Here is a 23286-nt window from a genome sequence, read left to right on the forward strand (position 1 = left end):
AATGTACTTGAATAATTAGTAATGTGATTTGATTATAAAAAAAATTCTATCAAGTTTCCTGAATAAAGCCTGTTAAAAATAATAAAAAAGCATTATACCGCGTTGTTTAATACCACAACGTTTGTTTTTACACACTTTATCCCACACAGTGTGATACTATAAGCGTTCGTCCAGATAAGTGAATTTGATAGCATGTTGTTGCGTTTATATCAGGTACTTCTTTACCTTATTCAACCTCTGATTTGGTTGCGTCTTTTATTACGTAGCCGTAAAGCACCCGCCTACCGTAAACGGTGGGGAGAACGCTATGGCTTTTGCAAAGGCAAAGTCGTACCTCAAGGGATATTATTGCATTCCGTTTCTGTCGGTGAAACACTTGCCGCAGTGCCACTTGTTCGTGCCCTTCGTCATCACTATCCTGATTTGCCTATTACTGTCACAACCATGACACCAACTGGCTCAGAACGGGTTCGCTCTGCATTTGGTGATGATGTTTACCATGTCTATCTTCCTTATGATTTACCCGGTTCAGTTAATCGTTTTCTTAAAACAGTTGACCCGAAATTGGTGATCATTATGGAAACCGAACTATGGCCTAACCTAATTTCAAAACTTCACCAACGAAAAATCCCATTGATTATCGCCAATGCCCGTTTATCAGAACGCTCTGCGGCCGGTTATCAGAAATTAGGCAGTTTCGTTAAAACAATGCTCCAAAAGATCACCTTAATTGCCGCGCAAAATCAGGAAGATGGTGAGCGTTTTATCGAACTTGGTTTAAAACGTTCACATTTACATGTCACTGGTAGCCTAAAATTTGATATCTCTGTTACCCCAGAATTAGCCGCCAGAGCTGTTGCTTTACGTCGTCAATGGGCTGCTCACCGCCCCGTTTGGATTGCAACAAGCACTCATGAAGGCGAAGAAACCATTATTTTAGAAACACATAAAAAGCTATTAACACAATTTCCTCAACTTTTGTTGATCTTAGTGCCTCGACACCCAGAACGTTTTCCTAAAGCAGAACAGTTAACTCGCGAAGCTGGGTTAAAATATACCTTACGAAGCACAGATGCTGTGCCTGATGCACAAACTCAGGTGGTTATTGGCGATACAATGGGCGAGCTAATGTTACTCTATGGTATTGCTGATCTGGCTTTTGTGGGGGGAAGTTTAGTTGAGCGTGGTGGTCATAATCCTTTAGAGGCCGCAGCGCACGCTATCCCTGTGATTATGGGACCACATACTTTTAATTTTAAAAATATCTGTGCCAAGCTTGATCAAGCTGAAGGATTAATTACCGTTACAGACAGTGAATCAATGGCAACCGCGATTGCCTCACTGCTTAATGATGAAGATTATCGCCGTTACTATGGTCGCCATGCCGTTGAAGTGCTTCATGAAAATCAAGGAGCGTTACTGCGTTTACTTACCTTACTTTCACCTTATCTTCCTCCTCGGAGTCACTAATGAGCCAAAGTAAGCGCCTTTCTGTGGTGATAATCAGTAAAAATGTTGCTGATGTTATTGGTGAATGTTTGGACTCCGTACAATGGGCTGATGAAATCATTGTATTAGATTCAGGTAGCCAAGATAACACCTGCCATATTGCCAAAGAAAAAGGCGCTAAAGTCTTTATCAACAGTGAATGGCCGGGATTTGGTAAACAGCGCCAACTGGCACAACAGTATGCCACTGGCGATTATATTTTTATGATCGATAGTGACGAGCGCGTCACACCTGAACTCAAAACCAGTATCCTCGCAGTATTACATCAACCTGAAGAAAATGTGGTCTATAACTGTGCTCGCCGTAACTTATTTATGGGACGCTTTATGAAACACAGTGGTTGGTATCCCGATAAAGTGACCCGTTTATATGCTCGTGAACATTATCAATATAATAATAATTTAGTTCATGAATCATTAGAAACCCAAGGTGCAATGGTCAAAACGCTACAAGGTGATCTCTTACACCTTACTTGCCGTGATTTAATAGAATTTCAGCAAAAACAGCTAAAATATGCCTCCGACTGGGCAAAAGAGCGTCATCAACAAGGTAAAAAAACCAGTTTCGGCTCAATCTTAACTCATACGTTAGGCGCCTTTTTTAAGACTTGGTTGTTAAGAGCGGGATTTCTAGACGGAAAACAGGGGTTGATATTGGCATTTGTTAACGCACAATATACTTTTAATAAATACGCCTCTTTATGGGAACTTAGCCAGAAGACTATCAATCATGAAAAATAAAGCTATCTACCCCGGAACCTTTGATCCTATCACTTATGGTCATATCGATATATTAACTCGTGCAGCGGGTATGTTTGATACCATTTTATTAGCGATTGCTGATAGTGCTCGTAAAAATCCTATGTTCACCTTAGAAGAGCGGGTAAATTTAGCTAGAGAGGTAACAAGTCACTTACCTAATGTTGAAGTGATGGGGTTTAGTGAACTAATGGCTAACTTTGCTAAACAACAGCAAGCGACTATTTTAATTCGCGGTGTCCGCAGTGTTTCTGACTTTGAATATGAATGGCAACTCGCCAATATGAATCGTCATTTCGCACCCGATCTTGATAGCGTATTTTTACTACCTTCTCAAAATCTTTCATTTGTCTCTTCATCTTTAATTAAAGATGTAGCGCGCCATGACGGTGATGTCTCTACGTTTTTACCTGACGTTGTCACCACCGCCATGCTAAAAAAACTCGGTAAGATTTAACGCTGGTTCTCACCATGTTGGCAATGTCGGCAGAAAAATGTGCTACGTTGCCCTTGCTTTATACTTTCTATCGCTTGCCCACAAATCAAGCAAGGTTTATCTTTACGTCCATAAACAAATAGCTCTTGCGCAAAATACCCCGGTTTACCATCTGATTGCAGAAAATCTTTTAGCGTTGTGCCACCTTGCTCAATGGAGCGGGTTAAGACTCGTTTAATCGCCGTTACCAGCACCGAGCACTCTTCTGATGTCAAACTATTGGCTTTTCTATCTGGCATAATCCCCGATGAGAATAGGGCTTCATTAGCATAAATATTACCCACACCAACCACTAATTTATTATCCATCAACCACGGCTTTATGGCTGTTTTTTTATTTTTCGATTGTTGATAGAGATATTCAGCATTAAATTCATCCGAAAGCGGCTCTGGCCCTAAATGGGCTAATACTGGGCTTGTGGCTAAATCTTCGCACCATAGCCAAGCACCAAAGCGTCGAGGATCGGTATAACGCAGTACCTTGCCATCACGAAAAACCAAATCGATATGATCATGTTTTTCTTCAGGTTGTTCCTCTAATAAAATACGTACACTTCCTGACATCCCTAAATGGATAATGATCCATCCTGTATTAAGCTCGACTAGCAAATATTTAGCGCGTCGCTTTACACTTAAGATAGGTTCATCCAATAAGGTTTTTATTTTTTCTGAGACAGGCCAGCGTAATTTGCTATTGCGCACAATGGCGTAGTGCAACACATTACCCACAAGATGAGGCTCAATACCTCGACGACTGGTTTCGACTTCTGGCAATTCTGGCACAGGTGACTCCATGATTATCAGATAAGAGATACAGCGATAGCATCATTTTTATTGTATGATCAGCATCCCCAAAAGTATAAAGGACGATAGCAGATTATTATGATGTTGTTTAAAGACTATAGTAAAAAATCCCTATGGAATTTATCCATTATTGGGCTTTACATTATATTGATCTACTTACCGGATATCACCCGTTATAAAAATATTGTGATGGGATTGATTGGTGCAACAGCACTGTGGTATCTGGTACGTGATTTTAAAACTATCTGTAAAATTTTTAAAAATAATCTGGCCTTCTCGCTACTGTTTTTATTACTGACTATTGGTTATTCCATACTAATCTCAGTTGATCCAAGTATCAGCATCAAAGAGATTAATAAACCCATTTTAAATGGCTTACTGCTTTTTGCTGTTACCTTTCCGATTGTATTATATAAAGAAAAACCAACTGATATTGCCAAGATGGTAATGGTAGCTTTTGCCATTGGATTGTTGGTGATTATGGCTAAGGAACTAGTGCAGTATTATTTGGAGTATCAGAAAGGTATTTGGCCTTTTACAATAAAAAGTCAGTTAATTCATAGGGAAATATCCTACGCTCTTCTTTTTTTCTTTCCTATTATATTGGCATTATGGGCTCTAAAAAAACGTAACGCTATTATTAATTGGTTACTGTTAGCTATTGTTTGTTTAGCATTTGTTTTTATTATGTTAGGAACCTTAGCACGTGGTGCATGGGTGGCATTAGCAATTAGTACGCTACTTATCTTGGTCATTAATCGTCAATGGCTACTGATGATAATAAGTGCGTTAACCTGTGTTCTGTTATTTATCGGGGCCACAAATTTACCGGAAAATCCCGTTATCAGTAAATTACTTCAACATAAATTAACCCAAACTAATAGTGGCAGTCGATTTGATAATGGTACCCAAGAGTCAGCGTTAGATCTTATTTTTGAACAGCCGATAAAAGGCTATGGTTATGGTAATCAGCTTTACCATAATGTTTATAATGAGCGCGTTAAAGATCATCCTAATTGGATATTTAAAAATTCCATTGGCCCCCATAACGTCTTTTTAGCTTTTTGGTTTGCTGGCGGTATTTTAGGGCTATTGGGTATTCTCTATTTTTGTTCCTCAATTATTGCGCAAGGTATTCAACTAATAAGAAAAAACTCAGGGATTATTCGCCAAGCGGCTTTAGTACTACTGATGTCATTTTTAGGGGTATATGTACTGCGAGGATTATTTGAAAATGCCTATATCAATCAAGTGGGTATTTTGGTCGGGCTAATGTTGGCATTGCGCCACGCTTTACTCAATAATCAATCCGTCACACCATCAGGTAAACAACAATAGGGGTTACTTAATTAACGTCTTTATTGTTTTTAGAATAATCTCTGCCCGTTTATCCCAGTTGTAATAATTTTCAACCAGAGAACGGGCATGAGAGGTTTTTTCTCTAGCTCGTTGCGGGTTTTCTCTTAACTGCATTATCTGTTTTGCAAAACTCTGCGCATCGCCACTATCTGCAAAACTTACCGCTTTTTCATCTACAACATCACGGATTGAAGGAAAATCTGAAATTACCACAGGTTTTTCCATCGCCATATATTCAAATAACTTAAGTGGTGAAGTATAGCGGCTTCCAATACTGGTTAACGTAAGCGGCAGTACGCAGATATCGTGCTGAGCAATCGCTCTAAAGCGTTTTTTCGGATCAACAAACCCCAAAAAGTTGACCTTATCTTTTACGTCCATTTCTTGAGCTAATAAGGTTAATCCGCTAATCTGCTCCGGCGTTCCCCCTGCGATATTTAACCGTGCATTATCAAGATATTTCATTGCTCGCATCATGGTAGGAATACCTTTCCATTTATGCAAACTTCCTAAATAGAGCACTTCAGTAGTCGTTGTATTTAATTTAGAGGAAACAGCCTGATGCTCCGCCACTGCATGTAAATCCACACCATCAGGAACGACAGTTATTGGTGTAACAACTTGATACTGTGAAACAATATCATCTCTTAATAATGAAGTAAGAACGAAAATACCCGTCGCTTGGCTATAAACTAATTTCTCCATTTTTAATAGCTTATGGTATTTTGCACGATTCTTTTTTGTCTCAAATGAATGAGACTCAGCAAAAGATTGAGCAAAAATTTCATGGCTTTCAAAAAAGAGGGGGATTTCTGGATAATTTTCACAAAGATAACACGCTAACTTTAAGTTACGGGTAAACAACGCATCCACATCATTTTGCTTTATCCAACGAGCAATTTGTAATGAGAAAAGCTTTTGTGAATTAAATGGAAAATACCATTTACGTCGAATATCTCTTAAAGCAACTAAACTCGCATTAGTGTGAATTGAACGACCTAATATATCGCTATCTTGATATTGTCCTTTTGGTGTGACTAAAGTGACATCTGCACCTGCTCGAGCAAATGCATCCACATTTTGCAAGATTTGCAAGGAAGCAACACGTAAGTCAGGAACCGGGTAAGGATCAAGATAGGCAATCTTCATTATTATGACGCCAATGCCTGTAATAAACGTTGCGCAGAATGTTGCCAAGTATAACGCGTCTCTATACGCAAACGTGCATTCTCACCCATGGCTTTTCCTCTATCGGGTAATTGGCGAAGATGATTAATCGCCATTACAATTTCATCTGCATTGCCAGGGGCTACCAACAATCCCGCAGTGCCTTCATTACCGACAACTTCAGGGATCCCCCCGATATGGCTCGCAATCACTGGTTTAGCACACGCCATTGCTTCTGCAATCGTAATACCGAAGGCTTCATCTCCGGTACTTGGGAAAATGCCTGCATCACTGGCCGCATAAAATTCAGGTAGTTGATTATGCTCAACAGGTTGATGAAAAATGACTTGTTCAGCAATACCTTTCGCCACCGCTTTACTTTTCAATCTATCTAAATCATCACCGGTGCCGATAATCAAGAGCTTAACATCTTCACCTTTTAGCTTTTCAATGGCGTCAATCGCCACACTTAAGCCTTTCCAACCCACTAATCGACCTGCAAATGAGAGTAAAAATGTAGACTGACTGATCCCTAATTGCTCACGTAATGAGGTACTCATTGGCTTAAATTTTGCAATATCCACACCATTATAAATCACACTCGGGAATTGCTTAAAATGGTGTTGGATTTGCCAAGCATTAAAATGGCTACATGCAACCCATGCTGAGATTTTCTTACCTAACCGACGATCACCTTTAAAGAAGCTGGTGCCTCCACTCATATAGCAAAAACGCGTTGAGGATGATTTAGGCATCATAAAAGGCCAAAAAAAATCAAACGGTTTGGTTAAAATCACCCAATCAAAATGTTGGTTGATAACATCTTTTTTAGCATGCCGTGCAAAAGTGTAACGCTCAACAATACGGCGAAAACGTCCACCAAGATCGATAACTTTATCTCGCGGTGTATAAGGGTAAGTGTGTACTTGTATTTGGCGTCCTGCCAGATTGTGCCGAATATCGCCATTGCCACCATAAAGATGAACTTCATGCCCAGCATCATGCAATTGCTTAGCGAGCTCCCAAACAGCTGTTTGGATCCCGCCATAAGACATGGTGATTGTGACATCAATTATACCGATCTTCATGGATTACTTTTTCACCTTCATTCCATTCATGATTTTACGCACAGCATTCCACACTTCTTCGACTGATATTTCAGCCATATTGTCTTCACGGTGAGCATTTTCCAACGATGTTGGATGTTGGATAACCTGACAACAAGAATGTTGTAATGGTGCTAAATAACATCCTGGGTGATAGCTATGATATAGCGCCACCATTGGGATATCTAAAGCCCCAGCTAAATGTGTGGGTCCTGTATCTACCCCGACATAGAGCGATAAATTTGCCATAATTGCCGCATTTTGTCGCATTGAAACTTGACCCGCTAAGGCTAAACAATGCGCTTCACCGATTTTTTTAGCTAAATCAATGGATAATTGTTCGCTTTCCTTACTACCTAATAGCAAAAAGTACGTACTCTCGTCATGGGTAATAATCTGTTTTGCTAATTGCAGAAAATTTTCCGCAGGCCAATCTCGATAGGCTTTAGCCGGAAAACTTTGCAGTTGAAAACCAACAATATTCTTATTAATTAAGGCATTATCTTTTAAAAACTGTTGTGCAAAAGCCGTTTCTTCCTCATTGATAAAGTAACGTAATTGCCAACAACTCGGATAAATCCCTAATGCATTAATTAATAAGGCACGCTCTTTTTGTGCAACCATCGGCGACGTGGGACGCGCAACCCAAGTCGTATTACCTTGCTGCTGAGAAATATCAGCAAAAGCAACGGTATGATGAGATTGCCGACGAGCATAGTTCACCAATTCACTATCATTACCGTAAACCAAAGCCAAATCATAAGGCTTATGGGGTAACCACCCAGACCAAACCGCTCTTTTTTTAGAAAAAGGCCTAATACAATCAATATCAGGATTATGCTCAAGAATGCATGCACTACGTTTATGTGCAAACACATGAATATGAGCATTGGGCCAGCGCTGCTTTAAAGCATGAAGAACGGGTGTGATAAGTAATGTATCACCAAAACGCGCTACCGCTATAACCAATATATTTTTTGGATCCATATGCTTTTTATTTGGTTTAAATGATACATTTACTTTTCAGACTATACACTAAAAAGTATTACAAATATTCATCAATTAGATGAATACACCAAGTTAATAATAGAGATAATCGTTTCACGACTTTATTATCAACATTAATCATACTGATTTATTTTTATCGTTGATTGCCTGAATAAAGATCCTTTCCATCTTATCTAACATGTTATCTAAACCAAATCGTGAAACGGCATGTTCAAGCGATGCTTTTCCCATCTGTTCACGCAACTTATCTGAGCTCATTAATTTAGCTAAATGACTGGTCAATAATTCTTGTACTTGCGGTACTAATGTAAAACCGGTTTTACCATCAATAACGGCTTCACTAATCGCACCCACTGTCGTCGATACGACAGGTAAACCACATGCCATCGCCTGCATAATACCTTGCGGTACACCCTCATTACCAAAAGAGGGTAACGCAAAGAGATCCATTGCATTTAAACAATCAGGCACATCATTACGATTACCAAGGAAGAAGATACTTTGTTCTAGTCCCGCCTCTTTCACCATCGGTTCTAAATTCTTACGTTGAGGCCCATCACCAACAAAAATTAATTGCCAATCCGGAAACTGCTGATGCAATGATTTCCATGCTTCTACTAAATATTTATGTCCTTTCCACACACGCATGGTTGCAACAATACCTAATGTCGGTTTATTCGGTATTCCAATTTTCTCTCTAGCTTGTTGTTTATCTTGTGGAAAAAAACGTTGCAAATCGATTCCTGTAGGCACCGATGTCATTTTTTCTAATGGAAATTTATTATGCTGATGGAGCGTCTGGCGTAATTTCTCACCTGTTGTCACAACATGGGCACAGGATGAAAGATAAAGCCATCGTGTTGGTAATGAGCGTGAAACATCCGTAGAAACGTGACGAGTTCGAACCACCACGGGGGAATGGCGTAATGTGGCACAAGAAGCAGCAACTAGCCATGCATCAGTTGAACTATGAGTATTGATAACATCAAATTGGTGATGATGTAATTTCAGCCATTGGCGAAGTGCTTTTAATGATGAAATACGTTTTTTTTCAATGGGTAATGTGAAAACTTCAATACCATAATCAGGTGCTGCTTTAGCAATTTTAGATGTGGGGCAACACACCAATACCACTCGGTGTCCTCTGCGGATCATACCTTGAGATTCCGTCAGTATACGAATTTCCTGACCACCCCATCCACAAGATGATTCTGTATGTAATATTGATAGTGCTGACTTACTCATCCGCAATCCATTCACCTGATGATTCAAAAAGAGCCATAGTATAACTAAAGAGCACGCTAAGATCACAATAGCTTTACTTTGTTATACTTAGTAGGCTCCAGATAACAAAAAACCCGACACTAAGGTCGGGTTTTTTAAGAAAACTAAAATTATTTAATTTTAGCTTCTTTATAAAGCACATGTTGACGAACAACTGGATCGAATTTTTTCATTTCCAGTTTTTCTGGCATAGTGCGTTTGTTCTTCGTAGTGGTATAGAAGTGACCTGTACCAGCAGAAGAAACGAGTTTAATTTTCTCGCGAATACCTTTAGCCATTTTTCAGCTCCTTAGAACTTCTCACCACGGGCACGTAAATCTGCTAATACAGATTCGATGCCTTTCTTATCAATCACACGCATACCTTTAGCAGATACACGCAGAGTTACGAAACGTTTCTCAGACTCAACCCAGAAACGGTGAGAGTGCAGGTTTGGCAGAAAACGGCGTTTAGTCGCGTTTAATGCGTGAGAGCGGTTGTTTCCACTCACAGGACGCTTGCCGGTAACTTGGCAGACTCGGGACATGTCTATTCTCCAAAAATCTAATCAGCTCGAGCTTTAATATCAGGTTTGACCGCCTCGTCAGGCTTTGGAGCCCATCTCAGCAACTTTTAACGATTGAAAAACTGTGTAAACACCTCAGAAAAAACTTGCTGAGATAGGCTCTTCTCGCCAAACCCAAGATCCTCAAAGGTGGCGTAGTATACGCCCAATGGCCTCAACGCTCAAGACCCGTACAAATAAAGATTGACAATAATTACAAAAATATTTGCTATAACCAACCCCGTTCTGCAAAAGAAACACAATCATCATGCCCTATCACAAGGTGATCGAGTACATTTACGCCCACTAATTGGCAAGCAAGAAAAATTTTTTCTGTTATTTCTTTATCTGCGAGACTCGGTTCGCAAACACCAGAAGGGTGATTATGGGCAAGAATAATAGATGTTGCATTCTTTTTTATTGATTGACGGACAATTTCTCTAGGATGAACCTCTACTCGGTTAATTGTTCCTTTAAACATCTCTTCAAATGCAATCAATTGATTTTGATTATCAAGAAAAAGAACCACAAAGACTTCTCTGTCTCGCCAATGCAATAATTTTTGTAAGTAATACTTTGTATCTTCTGAAGAAGATAAGACATTTTTATACATAAATTGTGTTGTGGAAAAACGCTGTGCCATTTCATTGATAGCTTGCAACTGGGTAAACTTTCCCACACCGACACCTTTAAAACGCCCTAATGTTTCATAATCAGCATTAATAACGTGATAAAGAGAACCACACTCTTTAAGTAGAAAAGCTGCCAATTCTAATACAGATTTTTCATAAGTGCCGGTGCGTAAAAAGAGCGCCAATAACTCAATATCAGTGAGTGATTCCACGCCATAAAGTAACAATTTTTCTCTGGGTAACAGTTCACTAACCGATTGATTTTCCATCCGTGGACTCCTTAATACATAAAAGCAGTGGTATTAATGATCTATTTTATTTATTCACATAAATATTAAAATTTAGGTGAAGTATCACTCATCATTAAATGCTAATCGCAAAACAACTGTTGTTTTATACAGTTAACTTACTATAAACTGCTAATCTTGTATAAAAAAGACACATATTAAATTTATGCGAGATAAATCGCATAAATTTAATCTATAAAACATGAAGTTACATAGAATTCCGAATTCACGATTACCTTGTGGTAAAATTATGGGCAATTATTTATGTACTTAGGCATTTCATCATGACTACACTTCACGACAAAAAGATCCTTCTTGGTATCAGTGGTGGTATTGCAGCCTATAAAGCACCTGAACTTGTACGCCGTTTACGTGATAAAGGCGCGATTGTACGAGTTGTAATGACACCCGCCGCTCATGCGTTTGTGACGCCATTGTCACTACAAGCCGTTTCTGGTTTTCCTGTTGCTGATGATTTACTTGATCCTGCAGCAGAAGCCGCTATGGGGCATATTGAATTAGGCAAATGGGCTGATTTAATTCTACTTGCACCCGCTACCGCCGATCTCATTGCACGTTTACGGGTGGGGATGGCAAATGATTTACTTACCACACTCTGTTTAGCGAGTAGCGCACCTATCGCTATTGCGCCAGCAATGAATCAGCAAATGTACAGAGCCACCATTACACAAGAAAATTTATCAGCTTTAGAGCAGCGAGGCTGTTTAATTTGGGGGCCTGACTCTGGTAGCCAAGCTTGTGGTGATGTAGGGCCAGGGCGAATGTTAGATCCTCTCGCACTCGTCTCATTAGCTGAAAAACAACTTGCTTTACAACCACAAGATTTTGCAGGTAAAAAAATCACGATAACCGCAGGGCCTACTCGTGAAGCCTTAGATCCCGTGCGTTTTATCAGTAATCATAGCTCAGGAAAAATGGGATTTGCTATTGCACACGCAGCCGCATTACGAGGGGCGGATGTCACGCTTATTGCCGGGCCTGTCACATTACCGACACCCGCTTGTGTTAAACGTATTGACGTTGAAAGCGCACAAGAAATGTATGAACAAGTGATGTTAATTGTACCTTCACAAGATATTTTTATTGGTTGTGCTGCAGTTGCAGATTACCGCGCTAAACTTATCGCGACTGAAAAAATAAAAAAACAAGGTGATGAAGTCACCATCACTATGGTAAAAAACCCCGACATTGTCGCGAGTGTCGGAAAAATGGTTGAACACCGTCCTTTTGTTGTTGGATTTGCAGCCGAAACCCAGAATGTGGAAGAATATGCCCGCAAAAAACGAGAACAAAAGCAGCTCGATTTAATCTGTGCCAATGATGTTTCAGCAGAAAATCAAGGCTTTAACAGTGACAACAATGCATTACACCTTATTTGGGCTAATGGAGAAACGCGCTTACCACACAGTAGTAAAGCACAACTTAGCCATCGCCTACTTGACGAGATAGCCAAACATTATGATGAAAAAAATTGATGTTAAAATCCTTGATGCACGTATTGGTCAAGAATATCCACTTCCTGCTTATGCCACAACAGGCTCTGCTGGTTTAGATTTACGCGCTTGCCTTGATGCACCATTGGTTCTTGAACCAGGGCAAACCGAATTATTACCTACAGGTCTTGCTGTACATATTGCCGATGAAGGATTGGCAGCAATGGTGCTTCCTCGTTCAGGATTAGGTCATAAACATGGTGTTGTATTGGGTAATTTAGTGGGACTGATAGATTCTGACTACCAAGGTCAACTGATGGTATCAGTTTGGAATCGCGGTCAAACAGCATTCACTATCGAACCGGGTGAGCGTATCGCTCAAATGATTATCGTACCTGTAGTTCAAGCTGAATTTAATATTGTTGAAGATTTTACCGCAACGGAACGTGGTAGCGGTGGCTTTGGTCACTCCGGCCGCCAATAATAAAGACGTCTTGCATTAATTATATCAATGACGATATCACTCCCTTTGCACTAAAAACCTTAGTGCAAAGGTTTACTGATTTGTTTTGCTTTTAGCAGGGGCCTTATCAGTCATGGCAGAAGAAAAAGAAACCAAAAAGAAAAGAAATAGACGGGATGAAATCTTACAGTCACTTGCCCAAATGTTGGAATCAAGTGATGGTAGTCAGCGCATCACAACGGCAAAACTTGCCGCCACTGTTGGTGTATCCGAAGCTGCTCTCTATCGACATTTTCCAAGTAAAACCAAAATGTTTGATAGCCTAATTGAATTTATCGAAGATAGCTTAGTCTCCCGTATTAATTTGATTTTAAAAGACGAAAAAGACGCTGTTGCAAGAATTCGCTTAATTCTTATCTTGATCCTCGGCTTTGCTGAGAAAAACCCAGGGCTATCTCGTATTTTGACTGGCCACGCATTGATGTTTGAACAAGACAGATTGCAAGGGCGAATAAACCAACTTTATGAGCGCATTGAGGTTCAACTACGACAAGTCATTAAAGAGCGTAAAATTCGTGAAGGTAGTGCTTTCTTGCATGATGAAGCGTTACTTGCGTCGCAACTACTCGCTTTTTGTGAAGGTATGCTAGCGCGCTTTGTTCGCACAGAATTTCGCTATCAGCCCACTCAAGAATTTGAAGCCCGATGGCCATTAATCTTGGCACAGTTACAATGAAATGATGGACTCGTGATTTAACTCAACAATTTGAAATTTACAGATATGCCGTTTTTTTCTTATTTGTGTTAACATGCGTCTTCTAGCTCATAGTTACCTAAATGTATTTATCAGGAATGGCACTCGTGCAGTTCCTACATTGTGGCATTAGCAACTCGCTTTGCCCCTGCAGTAAAAGTCCTTTTTATATTTCAATATCTGTGATATTTGTCACAGAAGATTCATTGTACTACTCACCCCGCCCATAATTGGGCGAGGGCTTTTTTTTATCTATAATCGACCAACTCATTTATCGCGTATTAACTTTATTAATTCACGCCATAGCGCTCACGATAAGCTTTAACTGCAGGTAAATACTCAGACAAAGTCTCGCTCTCACTTAGGTAGTTAATTAAATCATCCAAAGTAATAATCGAATACACTTGGCATTGATAGTCACGTTTTAACTCTTGTATTGCAGAGAGTTCTTCTCGCCCTTTCTCTTGTCTATCCAAACTTAATAATACGGCAGAAAGCGTTGCATCATGCTGTTTGATGATTTCCATTGATTCACGAATTGCAGTACCTGCTGTAATAACATCATCGACAATCACAACATTACCTTTCAATGGGCTTCCTACTAATGTTCCTCCTTCACCATGATCTTTAGCCTCTTTACGGTTAAAGCAGTAAGGGATATCGATATCATGATGCTCAACCAATGCGACTGCCGTTGTAGTTGCAATAGGGATCCCTTTATAAGCGGGTCCAAACAACACATCACAAGACACATTATTATCTAATAATGTTTGCGCATAGAACTGCCCCAGTAAAGCCAAATCACGCCCTGTATTAAATAAACCGGCATTAAAAAAATAAGGACTCACCCTTCCCGATTTCAGTGTGAACTCACCAAATTTCAGGACATTTTTTGCTAATGCTAGTTCGATAAAGCGGCGTTGGTAGGCTTTCATTTATTTCTCCTCTCTACGTTACTTGATGACAAATTTTAGACATAAAAAAGGCGACTTCTCAGTCGCCTTAAAAATAAAATTTATTGCTTCAGCGCATCTTTTTGCGCTTCAAATATTTTCTCTAATCCCCCTTTTGCAAGGGCGAGTAAAGCAAGTAATTCTTCATGACTAAATGGTGCACCTTCTGCCGTACCTTGAACTTCAATCATACGGCCATCATCGATCATCACCACATTCATATCTGTTTCTGCAGCTGAATCTTCAACATATTCAAGATCACATAATGGTTCACCATCAACAATCCCCACTGACACAGCAGCGACCATTGATTTAAGAGGACTCTTTTTCAGTTTGCCTTCTTCAACCATTTTATTTAAAGCATCAACTAATGCGACGCAAGCACCAGAGATAGAAGCAGTACGTGTACCACCATCGGCTTGAATAACATCACAATCGACGGTGATGGTAAATTCACCTAACGCTTTTAAATCAACCGCGGCACGTAATGAACGAGCGATTAAACGCTGGATTTCCATAGTACGCCCCGTTTGTTTACCACGAGCCGCTTCACGAGCATTACGACTATTTGTTGCACGAGGAAGCATGCCGTATTCTGCGGTCACCCATCCTTGCCCTTGTCCTTTCAGAAAACGTGGTACACCGTCTTCTACAGTGGCATTACACAAGACTTTAGTATCACCAAATTCAACTAATACAGAACCTTCAGCATGTTTTGTATAGTGGCGAGTAATGGTAATAGGACGTACTTGGTTTGCTTGTCTGTCTGCTGGACGCATGGTGTTATCTCCGCTTTCTCTGACATATTGGGGGCGCATTATACGACCTAAAATGGCTTATGCCTATCCTTGTATTGATGCATAGGGTTATAATCGTATCATCTTTTACATTATTGAGACCCTATTATGATCCGTAGCATGACCGCTTTTGCTCGCCGAGACATTAAAAAAGACTGGGGTAGCGCTGCATGGGAACTGCGTTCCGTAAACCAACGTTACCTTGAAACTTATATTCGTTTGCCTGAGCAATTACGTAGTTTAGAGCCTGTTATTCGTGAACGTCTACGTAATCGCTTAACGCGTGGTAAAATTGAATGTAACTTACGTTTTGATCTTAATGCTCGCTTTCAAGGCGAACTAAATCTTGATGAAAATCTAGCAAAAAAATTGATTGTTTCCGCTAACTGGGTAAAAAGCCACAGCCATGAAGGCACTATTAGCCCATTTGATATTTTACGTTGGCCGGGTGTTATTTCAGCACAAGAGCAAGATTTAGATGCTATTGGTACAGAGCTTTTAGCGGAATTAGATTTGGCAATTGATGCTTTTATTGCGAGCCGTGAAACCGAAGGTCAAGCACTTAAAGCGCTAATTGAACAGCGTTTAGATGCGGTTAGCGAAGAAGTCATTAAAGTAAGAGCACAAATGCCAGAAATTTTACAATGGCAACGTGAACGCTTAACAAGCAAATTAGAAGAAGCGCAAGTTCAAATTGATAATAATCGTTTAGAACAAGAGTTAGTGATGTTAGCGCAACGCTTAGACGTTGCTGAAGAGCTGGATAGATTAGAAGCTCACGTTAAAGAAACGCGCAAAATTCTCGTTAAAAAAGAAGCGGTAGGTCGTCGTCTTGATTTTATGATGCAAGAATTTAACCGTGAATCTAATACATTAGCGTCAAAATCAATTAATACTGAAGTCACCAATTCAGCCATTGAATTAAAAGTTTTAATTGAACAAATGCGTGAGCAGATCCAAAATATTGAGTAAGATTTCTTAGCTGTTTACAGCCCATCATTAAGCCAGTAGATACCTTGTATTTGCTGGCTTTTTTGTTATACCAATTTTCTAATTTTAGTTAGTTTCATTTTTATAAATTGAAAATTGTACACTTGAAATGTACAACTCAAATGCACATTAAATAATGTGAGAAAACATTATGCATACTTATACCTCGGCTCAAGCTCGGGCTAATATTTCTGAAGTTTTAGGCACCGCTATTTATGGTGAGCCAGTAAAAATACCCCGCACAGATGGTACATCAGCTGTAGTTATTAGTAAGGTTGAATTTGAAGCATACCAAAACGCAAAACTGGATGCTGAATTCGATATAATAATGCAACGTCATGGGCATACAATAAAGGCATTAACAAACCGATGAATTGGATAAGTGCAAAAGAAGTCATTGCTTTTCATGATAAGATCTTAAAACAACTTCCTAGTGTTGCAGGAATGCCAGATCCAGAAAGAGCCTAGGCACTTATTTACCAAGTACAAAATCGTACTCATTATGAAGGAATAACAGATAGTTATGAGCTAGCTGTAACCTATTGGATCGCCATTTCTCGAGGCCGTATTTTTAATGACGGCAATAAACGAACTGTATTTTTTGTCACTATAGTTTTTCTTTATCGCAATGGTATAAAAATAATAGATGTTGATGATGTATTGGAAAATTTAACCGTTGATACAGCCACAGGAGCTAAAAATAGCCAACAGTTAGCACAACACCTAAGAAAATTAAGTGATAAAAACTAAAACTATTTAATCATTCACCCAACGCCTTTCTAATAAACCCTTTATTTTGATTAAGCATCTTCATGGCTTGACGTGCATCTACCCCTGCTAAAATCATCAAAATTGCCGTTTTACAGTGACGCTGACATTGTGATAACGCTTGTTCAGCAATGGCTCTTTCACACTCTGTGGCTTGCATCACAATACGAACTTGGCGCTCAACAAGCTTAGCGTTGGTAGCTTCAACATCCACCATTAAATTACCAAACACTTTGCCGATTTTGATCATCGCACCTGTCGTGATCATATTAAGAATAAGTTTTTGTGCCGTGCCTGCTTTCAGACGTGATGAACCAGTAATAACTTCAGCACCAACAATCGGTGTAATAGCGATATCCGCAATTTGTGCAATAGGGCTTTCAGGATTACAGCTAATGGCACCCGTTGTAGCCCCTAATGATTTAGCATAATTTAAAGCACCAATCACATAAGGCGTTCGACCACTTGCCGCAATACCCACCAGCACATCTTTCTGATTAAATTTAAGCTGACGTAGATCTTGTTCACCCAGTTCTTGGTTATCTTCAGCATTTTCGACAGCCTGTAAAATGGCTTTATGTCCACCCGCAATTAAACCAATGACCATTTCATGAGGTGTACCATAAGTTGGAGGGCATTCACTAGCATCTAAAATCCCTAATCGTCCCGAGGTGCCTGCTCCGCAATAAATAAGACGACCACCTTGAGAAAACGCAATTGCAACTTTATCAATTAATTGAGCAATTTCAGGTAACACTTCCTCGACTGCTAATGGCACTTTTTTATCTTCATTATTAATGACTTTTAGCATGTCTAATGTTGAAAGTGTGTCTATATTTTCACTGTTATGATTTCTACTTTCAGTGACAAGATTGCTAAGGTCAATCGCCATTATCTCGCTCCCAATATTATTATTTATTTGATTAACTCGAAGAAATAAACTGCTTTTATACCATTATTATTGGTAAGATTTTCAAAATCATTACAAACGGTACCCTAAATGACATTTATGAAATATATTTCAACCTTTATCAGCCTACTGACTCTTTTTTTCTCCTTCTCTTTGCATGCAAATTTTGAAGAACAAGACAAAAGAAAATTTGAAGATACTCGCAAAGAAGCCCTCAATCACAATGCACAAGCTCAATATCAATTGGCCGAAATGTATTTAATGGGAACAGGTGTAGAAAAAAACTTACTTAATGCACAATTGTGGGCAAATGAGTCCATAAAAAACGACTATGCAGACGCCTATGCATTACTTGCTGATCTCTATTTATTTAATGCTGATCCTTATTTTAAAAACCATTATGTTGAAGCGAGAAAGTTAGCAACAATCGCCGCAAATAAAGGAAGTATAAGAGGAAAAATAAGTCTAGCAACAACGCTGATAGCACCTTTATCTGGTGAAACAGATTACAAAAAAGCAATTGTATTATTAGAAGAAGCAGCTACAACTCATCAACCCGAACTTGTTTATGCTCCGATTTGGTTAGGTGTGCTTTATAGTGGTGTTGGTAATGTGCCTGTAGATACTGAAAAAGCAAATAAGTGGTTCGCAAAAGCGAATGAAATGACTTTTGAAGGTTTTGCTCAAGCAATGGCTTCTTTTATGTTCTCTGGTCAATATCATATTATCGAACCCAATAAACAAAAAGCTGACGAATTAATGAAACAGGCTTGTGAAGAGGCAAAAAAAGTTGGCAATGAGTTTTATTGCCAACAGGAATTTAATTAACCCAAATTAAATCGAATAAATAACCCTAACTCAGAAAAGAGAGGGCAAGTCTTGCCATCTCTTTTATATCCTATCTGTTCTACCTAGCACTCTTTTACAACGCCATACGGTATTCAATCACACCCGGTTTTTCTGCCACCCAGTTATATAAGCGTTGCCCTCGTAAATTAGTTTCCTGCGTATGCCAATATAAACGAGCACAATTGCGCTGTTTTGCCTGTTGATTCACAAACTCAATAAGTTGCTTACCCACATGGCGACCACGTGTCTCTGGTGAAACAAATAAGTCCTCTAAATAACAAAAATCACTTTCAGCCCATGTTGAGCGATGAAAAAGATAATGAACAAAACCCAATACCTTTTCACCTTCCATCGCGACAGCACAATAAACTGGCTCTTTTTCATCAAAAAAGCGAGCCCAGGTTTTTAATGTTATCTCTTCTGATAATTCAACTTTATAAAATGCTTGGTAATTTAACCAATGTGGCAACCATTGAGCATAATGCTCTTGTTCAACAAACTGAATTGAAACAGTTATGGGTGTTGTGCTCATCTCTTCACTTCCTTTCATAAATGCTATAAAAAAGTATCACCTGCCTTTAATCGTGGTCATAGTACGTTTAATTTTGGTTCTCAATAAGGTACACTTTTTGTGTTTTTATAGGATCCACTTTATGAAACAGAAAAAAACAGCTTATTTTCCTAACCTTGTTTTAGAAGAAGGTCCTATTGGTTCTCAGGTTTATCACGCGATTAGAGCGGCTATTTTAGATGGGCGCTTAACATCAGGTAGTCGTCTCCCATCAAGCCGTACCCTAGCTGAAATGATGTCAATATCCCGTAATTCTGTTATTGCAGGATTTGAACGTTTAATTGATGAAGGTTATTTATTTACTCGGCGCGGTGCAGGTACTTTTGTTGCAAGCACCATCCCTGATGCCATTATTTCAGATAAGTGGATCAAAACAGCCCGCTCTACTTCTTCACCACCACTTGAAAACCCATTAGAAACGCTAAATCCCAACATGCAAAAAGCACAAGCTTTTTGGCAACAAACACAACCGAATATCAATAGTAATCCGATATTTCATGTTGGTGTTGGATGTGTCGATCTGTTTCCACATGAGCTTTGGGGAAGATTATTAGGGCGAGTTTGGCGACAATCAAAAAGAGCACTCGCAACATTTAATTCGCCAACAGGCTATACACCATTAAAAGAGATGATATGCCAATACATGCAATCAACTCGTGGCCTTTATTGCCAACCTAAACAAATCATTATTGTAAATGGAACACAGCAAGCAATTAATCTCACTACTAGAGTATTATTAAAAGAAGGTGATGCTATTTGGTTAGATGATCCTGGTTATGATAGCGCACGAGGGATCTTCACATCTTATGGTATAAAATCACACCCAATAAATTCAGATATTGATGGAATGGATATTTCTCAAGGAATAAGGCAGTATCCTGAAGCAAAACTTGTTTTTACAACGCCTTCACATCAATTTCCTTTAGGTAATACACTCTCACTTTCACGCCGTATTGCATTATTAGAATGGGCATCATCCAACAATGTGTGGATCTTCGAAGATGATTACAATAGCGAATTTCGCTATCACTCTAAACCCATTCAATCTCTACAAGGTTTAGATAAATACCAGCGCGTTATTTATGCTGGCACATTCTCAAAAATGATGTATCCCGGATTTCGTTTAGGCTTTTTAGTGGTTCCTCTACCTTTAGTTGATGCATTTAAAGTCGCTAAATACTACACCGATTCACATTCTGGCTTTTTAGAGCAAGCAACATTAGCGCTGTTTATTTCTCAAGGACATTATGCACGACATGTTAGGCGAATACGAAAAGCCTGTTATGAACGCTATCAAATGTTAATTCACGCCATAAAAACACATTTATCTCATGTTTTCTGTGTTGAACCAACAGACTCTGGCATCCATATTGTCTGCTGGCTACAGGCTGGTTATACAGAAGAATATATTGTGAAGAAATCACGAGAAATTGGATTAGCCATACAGCCTTTATCACGTTACTGCATGCAAACTTACCCAAAACAAGGCGTATTATTAGGATATGCAGCTCATGATCCACTTGAAATTGAAAAGAGTATTATTTTGCTGGCAAAAACATTATCTCAATAAATAACATCTATTCTTAATTGTCATTTACAATATAAATGTCGAGCAAGCTTTGCATTTAACCTATTTTATTTTTGGGCGTACAATAATAAACCCAAGCGGGAGGAACATTCCGCATCACTAATTTTTTTTCTAAATGAAAATAACGAGATAACGTTTTTTCATATCGAGTTGTATATTGGAATAATACAAAACACCCCTGAGTTTTTAATAATTCTTTATGTACTCGTTTTAAAACTCTTAACCCTGTTTTTTTAGGAATAGATAAAAAAGGAAGCCCTGAAATAATCATATTATAATGACTATTTAGTTTCTCTGCCGATGCGGTATAAACCCTTAATCGATGATCATTAATTTTATCTAATTCTGTTGCAAAACTGGGTTCTATTTCAAATACATCTAATGATGAATTCACCGACATTCTTTTTAAAATTTGTTGAGTAATAACACCTGTACCAGCACCTAACTCAGCAACTTGAAGATCCTGTTGCCAATTGAGTTTATCTAACATTTCATAACATAACCAACGAGATGAAGGCGCGATAGTACCCATCGTGGTTGGTGAGATCACAAACCGCTTTAAATATGAGTAGTATGTAGATAATGGAATGAATGTGGATATATCCATCTTCGCCTCCTAGTGCCTTTTAATTAAGGTAAAATAAAAATTAGATTAAATGAAGAACATTCATCATTATTTTTATTTATGAAAATACATCATCTATTGAATGCTGACTTTCAGTATAAAGCTTGGAGTCACCTCAAAGTAAATACGTTTTTCTTATATATTACACTATTTTACATTTTTCTATTTTTACTCTATTTTCTTAAATAAGAATATATTTTTATTTATCCTAAAAAAGAAAATAAGATATAGCAGAATATTCTTACACTTTTATGGTGAATTCATTTTCTTTTTTAACAACTCATTGATATTTGTTCGTTCTGTAGCTTTCTTTTGTTAACTCTACGAAGACTATAAGAAACTCTTCTAATTCTTTGGTAAATAATCAATAAATTAACTTGCACCTATCTCTATATTTTGTCAGGTTAGTGTGAGGTCTCTCACTATTCCTACAGATAAAGACAGGGTAATTACAATGAAAAATGTTGGTTTTGTGGGCTGGCGTGGTATGGTCGGCTCCGTTTTAATGCAAAGAATGGTTGAAGAACACGATTTTGATGGGATAAACCCTGTTTTCTTCACCACATCTCAATTAGGTGAAGCAGCACCCGCTTATGGTAATCACCGTAGCACTCTGCAAGATGCTTATGACATTGATACCTTAGCATCACTCGATATTATTATTAGTTGCCAAGGTGGTGACTACACTAATGAAATCTATCCAAAACTGCGCCAAGCTGGTTGGCAAGGTTACTGGATTGATGCCGCATCAGCACTACGTATGAATGATGATGCAGTGATTATTCTCGATCCTGTTAATGGACAGCATATCCAAGATAGCTTAAATAAAGGCATTAAAGCCTTTGTTGGCGGTAACTGTACCGTGAGTTTAATGCTAATGTCATTAGGTGGCTTGTTTGCTAACAATTTAGTGGAATGGGCAAGCGTATCGACTTATCAAGCCGCTTCTGGTGCAGGAGCTCGCCATATGAGAGAGTTACTGTCACAGATGGGCTCATTACATAATCAAGTGGTTAAAGAGCTAGAAAACCCAGCATCTGCAATCTTAGATATTGAACGTAAAGTCACTCACTTTACACGTAGTGGCGCAATGCCGACTGAACAATTTGGTGTTCCTCTTGCTGGTAGCTTGATCCCTTGGATTGATAAACAATTAGAAAACGGCCAAAGCCGTGAAGAGTGGAAAGGACAAGCTGAGACTAACAAGATCCTAAATACAGGTTCAAATATCATTCCTGTCGATGGTCTTTGCGTTCGTATTGGTGCGTTACGTTGCCATAGCCAAGCATTCACCTTAAAACTGAAGAAAGACTTACCCGTTGCAGAGATTGAACAGTTACTCGCAAGCCATAATGATTGGGTAAAAGTCATTCCTAATGATCGTGAATTAACTATGCGTGAATTAACACCCGCCGCAGTCACAGGTACATTGAGCACACCAGTAGGGCGTATTCGTAAACTGAATATGGGTCCTGAATTTATTTCAGCCTTTACGGTCGGTGACCAACTACTATGGGGTGCTGCAGAGCCTTTACGTCGTATGTTGAATATTCTGCGTTAATCTTAAAACATCCCCCATAAATAAAAAAGCCAGCTAATTCAATTAGCTGG

At 39.0% G+C, this 23286-nt stretch carries 25 protein-coding genes and 1 pseudogene; 13 read left to right on the forward strand and 13 right to left on the reverse strand.

The window, feature by feature from the left end; genetic code table 11:
- Positions 1-192 precede the first annotated feature (192 nt).
- From waaA to coaD, 3 genes are read left to right on the forward strand one after another with little or no spacing between them, the layout of a single operon-like run.
- Positions 193-1470 (forward strand): lipid IV(A) 3-deoxy-D-manno-octulosonic acid transferase, encoded by a 1278-nt coding sequence (gene waaA, locus QSH13_RS10895; RefSeq protein ID WP_075673244.1) that lies wholly within the window; start codon positions 193-195, stop codon positions 1468-1470.
- Positions 1470-2249, forward strand: a complete 780-nt coding sequence (locus QSH13_RS10900; protein WP_286039139.1) for a glycosyltransferase family 2 protein — start codon at positions 1470-1472, stop codon at positions 2247-2249. Before waaA ends, QSH13_RS10900 begins: the two co-directional genes overlap by 1 nt.
- On the forward strand, positions 2239-2724 hold the full coding sequence (gene coaD / locus QSH13_RS10905; protein ID WP_109398502.1) for a pantetheine-phosphate adenylyltransferase: 486 nt from the start codon (positions 2239-2241) through the stop codon (positions 2722-2724). Before QSH13_RS10900 ends, coaD begins: the two co-directional genes overlap by 11 nt.
- On the opposite strand, the gene mutM is transcribed toward coaD, so the two are convergent.
- Positions 2721-3545: a bifunctional DNA-formamidopyrimidine glycosylase/DNA-(apurinic or apyrimidinic site) lyase gene (gene mutM / locus QSH13_RS10910; protein WP_185901512.1), complete on the reverse strand. Its 825-nt coding sequence runs from the start codon at positions 3543-3545 to the stop codon at positions 2721-2723. The two genes, coaD and mutM, sit on opposite strands and share 4 nt — an antisense overlap.
- Positions 3546-3644: 99 nt before the next feature.
- Between mutM and rfaL the strand changes: the two genes are divergently transcribed.
- On the forward strand, positions 3645-4904 hold the full coding sequence (gene rfaL, locus QSH13_RS10915; RefSeq protein WP_286039140.1) for an O-antigen ligase RfaL: 1260 nt from the start codon (positions 3645-3647) through the stop codon (positions 4902-4904).
- A 3-nt stretch (positions 4905-4907) separates the two neighbouring features.
- On the opposite strand, the gene QSH13_RS10920 is transcribed toward rfaL, so the two are convergent.
- The 7 genes from QSH13_RS10920 to radC all read right to left on the reverse strand — a co-directional run bounded on the left by QSH13_RS10920 (position 4908) and on the right by radC (position 10935).
- Positions 4908-6077 (reverse strand): glycosyltransferase family 4 protein, encoded by a 1170-nt coding sequence (locus QSH13_RS10920; RefSeq protein WP_286039150.1) that lies wholly within the window; start codon positions 6075-6077, stop codon positions 4908-4910.
- A complete protein-coding gene (locus QSH13_RS10925; protein WP_286039141.1) occupies positions 6077-7180 on the reverse strand; it encodes a glycosyltransferase family 4 protein in 1104 nt (367 codons plus the stop codon). The genes QSH13_RS10920 and QSH13_RS10925 overlap by 1 nt, the downstream gene beginning before the upstream one ends.
- Positions 7181-7183: 3 nt before the next feature.
- Positions 7184-8185, reverse strand: a complete 1002-nt coding sequence (locus QSH13_RS10930) for a glycosyltransferase family 9 protein (RefSeq protein WP_249716988.1) — start codon at positions 8183-8185, stop codon at positions 7184-7186.
- 138 nt (positions 8186-8323) lie between these two features.
- The gene (locus QSH13_RS10935; RefSeq protein WP_109406974.1) at positions 8324-9451 is read right to left on the reverse strand and encodes a glycosyltransferase family 4 protein; all 1128 of its coding nucleotides are present in this window, start codon (positions 9449-9451) and stop codon (positions 8324-8326) included.
- A gap of 149 nt (positions 9452-9600) precedes the next feature.
- Positions 9601-9768, reverse strand: coding sequence for a 50S ribosomal protein L33 (gene rpmG, locus QSH13_RS10940; RefSeq protein ID WP_006534250.1), 168 nt, complete (start codon positions 9766-9768; stop codon positions 9601-9603).
- 11 nt (positions 9769-9779) lie between these two features.
- Positions 9780-10016: a 50S ribosomal protein L28 gene (rpmB, locus tag QSH13_RS10945; protein WP_036914542.1), complete on the reverse strand. Its 237-nt coding sequence runs from the start codon at positions 10014-10016 to the stop codon at positions 9780-9782.
- Positions 10017-10263: 247 nt separating this feature from the next.
- Complete coding sequence (gene radC / locus QSH13_RS10950; protein ID WP_109406973.1) at positions 10264-10935, reverse strand: RadC family protein; 672 nt, start codon at positions 10933-10935, stop codon at positions 10264-10266.
- Between the two features lie 302 nt (positions 10936-11237).
- On the opposite strand from radC, the gene coaBC reads away from it, so the two are divergent.
- From coaBC to slmA, 3 genes are all read left to right on the forward strand, one after another.
- Positions 11238-12449, forward strand: a complete 1212-nt coding sequence (gene coaBC, locus QSH13_RS10955) for a bifunctional phosphopantothenoylcysteine decarboxylase/phosphopantothenate--cysteine ligase CoaBC (protein ID WP_109406972.1) — start codon at positions 11238-11240, stop codon at positions 12447-12449.
- Positions 12433-12891 (forward strand): dUTP diphosphatase, encoded by a 459-nt coding sequence (gene dut / locus QSH13_RS10960; protein ID WP_006534255.1) that lies wholly within the window; start codon positions 12433-12435, stop codon positions 12889-12891. Before coaBC ends, dut begins: the two co-directional genes overlap by 17 nt.
- Before the next feature lie 112 nt (positions 12892-13003).
- The gene (gene slmA / locus QSH13_RS10965) at positions 13004-13606 is read left to right on the forward strand and encodes a nucleoid occlusion factor SlmA (RefSeq protein ID WP_023583381.1); all 603 of its coding nucleotides are present in this window, start codon (positions 13004-13006) and stop codon (positions 13604-13606) included.
- A gap of 308 nt (positions 13607-13914) precedes the next feature.
- Here the strand turns inward: slmA and pyrE are convergent, their stop codons facing one another.
- Positions 13915-14559 (reverse strand): orotate phosphoribosyltransferase, encoded by a 645-nt coding sequence (pyrE, locus tag QSH13_RS10970; protein ID WP_109398511.1) that lies wholly within the window; start codon positions 14557-14559, stop codon positions 13915-13917.
- Between the two features lie 80 nt (positions 14560-14639).
- On the reverse strand, positions 14640-15356 hold the full coding sequence (gene rph, locus QSH13_RS10975) for a ribonuclease PH (protein WP_286039151.1): 717 nt from the start codon (positions 15354-15356) through the stop codon (positions 14640-14642).
- Between the two features lie 126 nt (positions 15357-15482).
- Between rph and QSH13_RS10980 the strand changes: the two genes are divergently transcribed.
- The 3 genes and pseudogenes from QSH13_RS10980 (at position 15483) to QSH13_RS10990 (ending at position 17114) form a co-directional block, all read left to right on the forward strand.
- Complete coding sequence (locus QSH13_RS10980; RefSeq protein WP_109406971.1) at positions 15483-16346, forward strand: YicC/YloC family endoribonuclease; 864 nt, start codon at positions 15483-15485, stop codon at positions 16344-16346.
- A gap of 169 nt (positions 16347-16515) precedes the next feature.
- On the forward strand, positions 16516-16737 hold the full coding sequence (locus QSH13_RS10985) for a type II toxin-antitoxin system Phd/YefM family antitoxin (RefSeq protein WP_286039142.1): 222 nt from the start codon (positions 16516-16518) through the stop codon (positions 16735-16737).
- Positions 16734-17114, forward strand: a pseudogene (locus QSH13_RS10990) (type II toxin-antitoxin system death-on-curing family toxin). Before QSH13_RS10985 ends, QSH13_RS10990 begins: the two are co-directional and overlap by 4 nt.
- A gap of 10 nt (positions 17115-17124) precedes the next feature.
- Here the strand turns inward: QSH13_RS10990 and murQ are convergent.
- Entirely contained in the window at positions 17125-18024 is a 900-nt protein-coding gene (gene murQ, locus QSH13_RS10995; RefSeq protein ID WP_196544002.1) for an N-acetylmuramic acid 6-phosphate etherase, read from the reverse strand.
- Positions 18025-18132: 108 nt separating this feature from the next.
- Here murQ and QSH13_RS11000 point away from each other — a divergent pair, with 108 nt between their 5' ends.
- Positions 18133-18870 carry a tetratricopeptide repeat protein gene (locus QSH13_RS11000; RefSeq protein ID WP_109398516.1) on the forward strand — a complete coding sequence of 246 codons (738 nt, stop codon included), beginning with the start codon at positions 18133-18135 and terminating at the stop codon, positions 18868-18870.
- Between the two features lie 94 nt (positions 18871-18964).
- Here QSH13_RS11000 and QSH13_RS11005 read toward each other — a convergent pair whose 3' ends face one another.
- Positions 18965-19423: a GNAT family N-acetyltransferase gene (locus QSH13_RS11005; protein WP_286039143.1), complete on the reverse strand. Its 459-nt coding sequence runs from the start codon at positions 19421-19423 to the stop codon at positions 18965-18967.
- A gap of 121 nt (positions 19424-19544) precedes the next feature.
- Here QSH13_RS11005 and pdxR point away from each other — a divergent pair, with 121 nt between their 5' ends.
- Complete coding sequence (pdxR, locus tag QSH13_RS11010; protein ID WP_109398518.1) at positions 19545-21032, forward strand: MocR-like pyridoxine biosynthesis transcription factor PdxR; 1488 nt, start codon at positions 19545-19547, stop codon at positions 21030-21032.
- Between the two features lie 55 nt (positions 21033-21087).
- Here pdxR and QSH13_RS11015 read toward each other — a convergent pair whose 3' ends face one another.
- Entirely contained in the window at positions 21088-21657 is a 570-nt protein-coding gene (locus QSH13_RS11015) for a class I SAM-dependent methyltransferase (protein ID WP_109398519.1), read from the reverse strand.
- Between the two features lie 472 nt (positions 21658-22129).
- Here QSH13_RS11015 and asd point away from each other — a divergent pair, with 472 nt between their 5' ends.
- Positions 22130-23236, forward strand: coding sequence for an aspartate-semialdehyde dehydrogenase (asd, locus tag QSH13_RS11020; RefSeq protein ID WP_109398520.1), 1107 nt, complete (start codon positions 22130-22132; stop codon positions 23234-23236).
- Positions 23237-23286: the final 50 nt, after the last annotated feature.

The organism is Proteus faecis (assembly GCF_030286765.1).
Classification (GTDB): domain Bacteria; phylum Pseudomonadota; class Gammaproteobacteria; order Enterobacterales; family Enterobacteriaceae; genus Proteus; species Proteus faecis.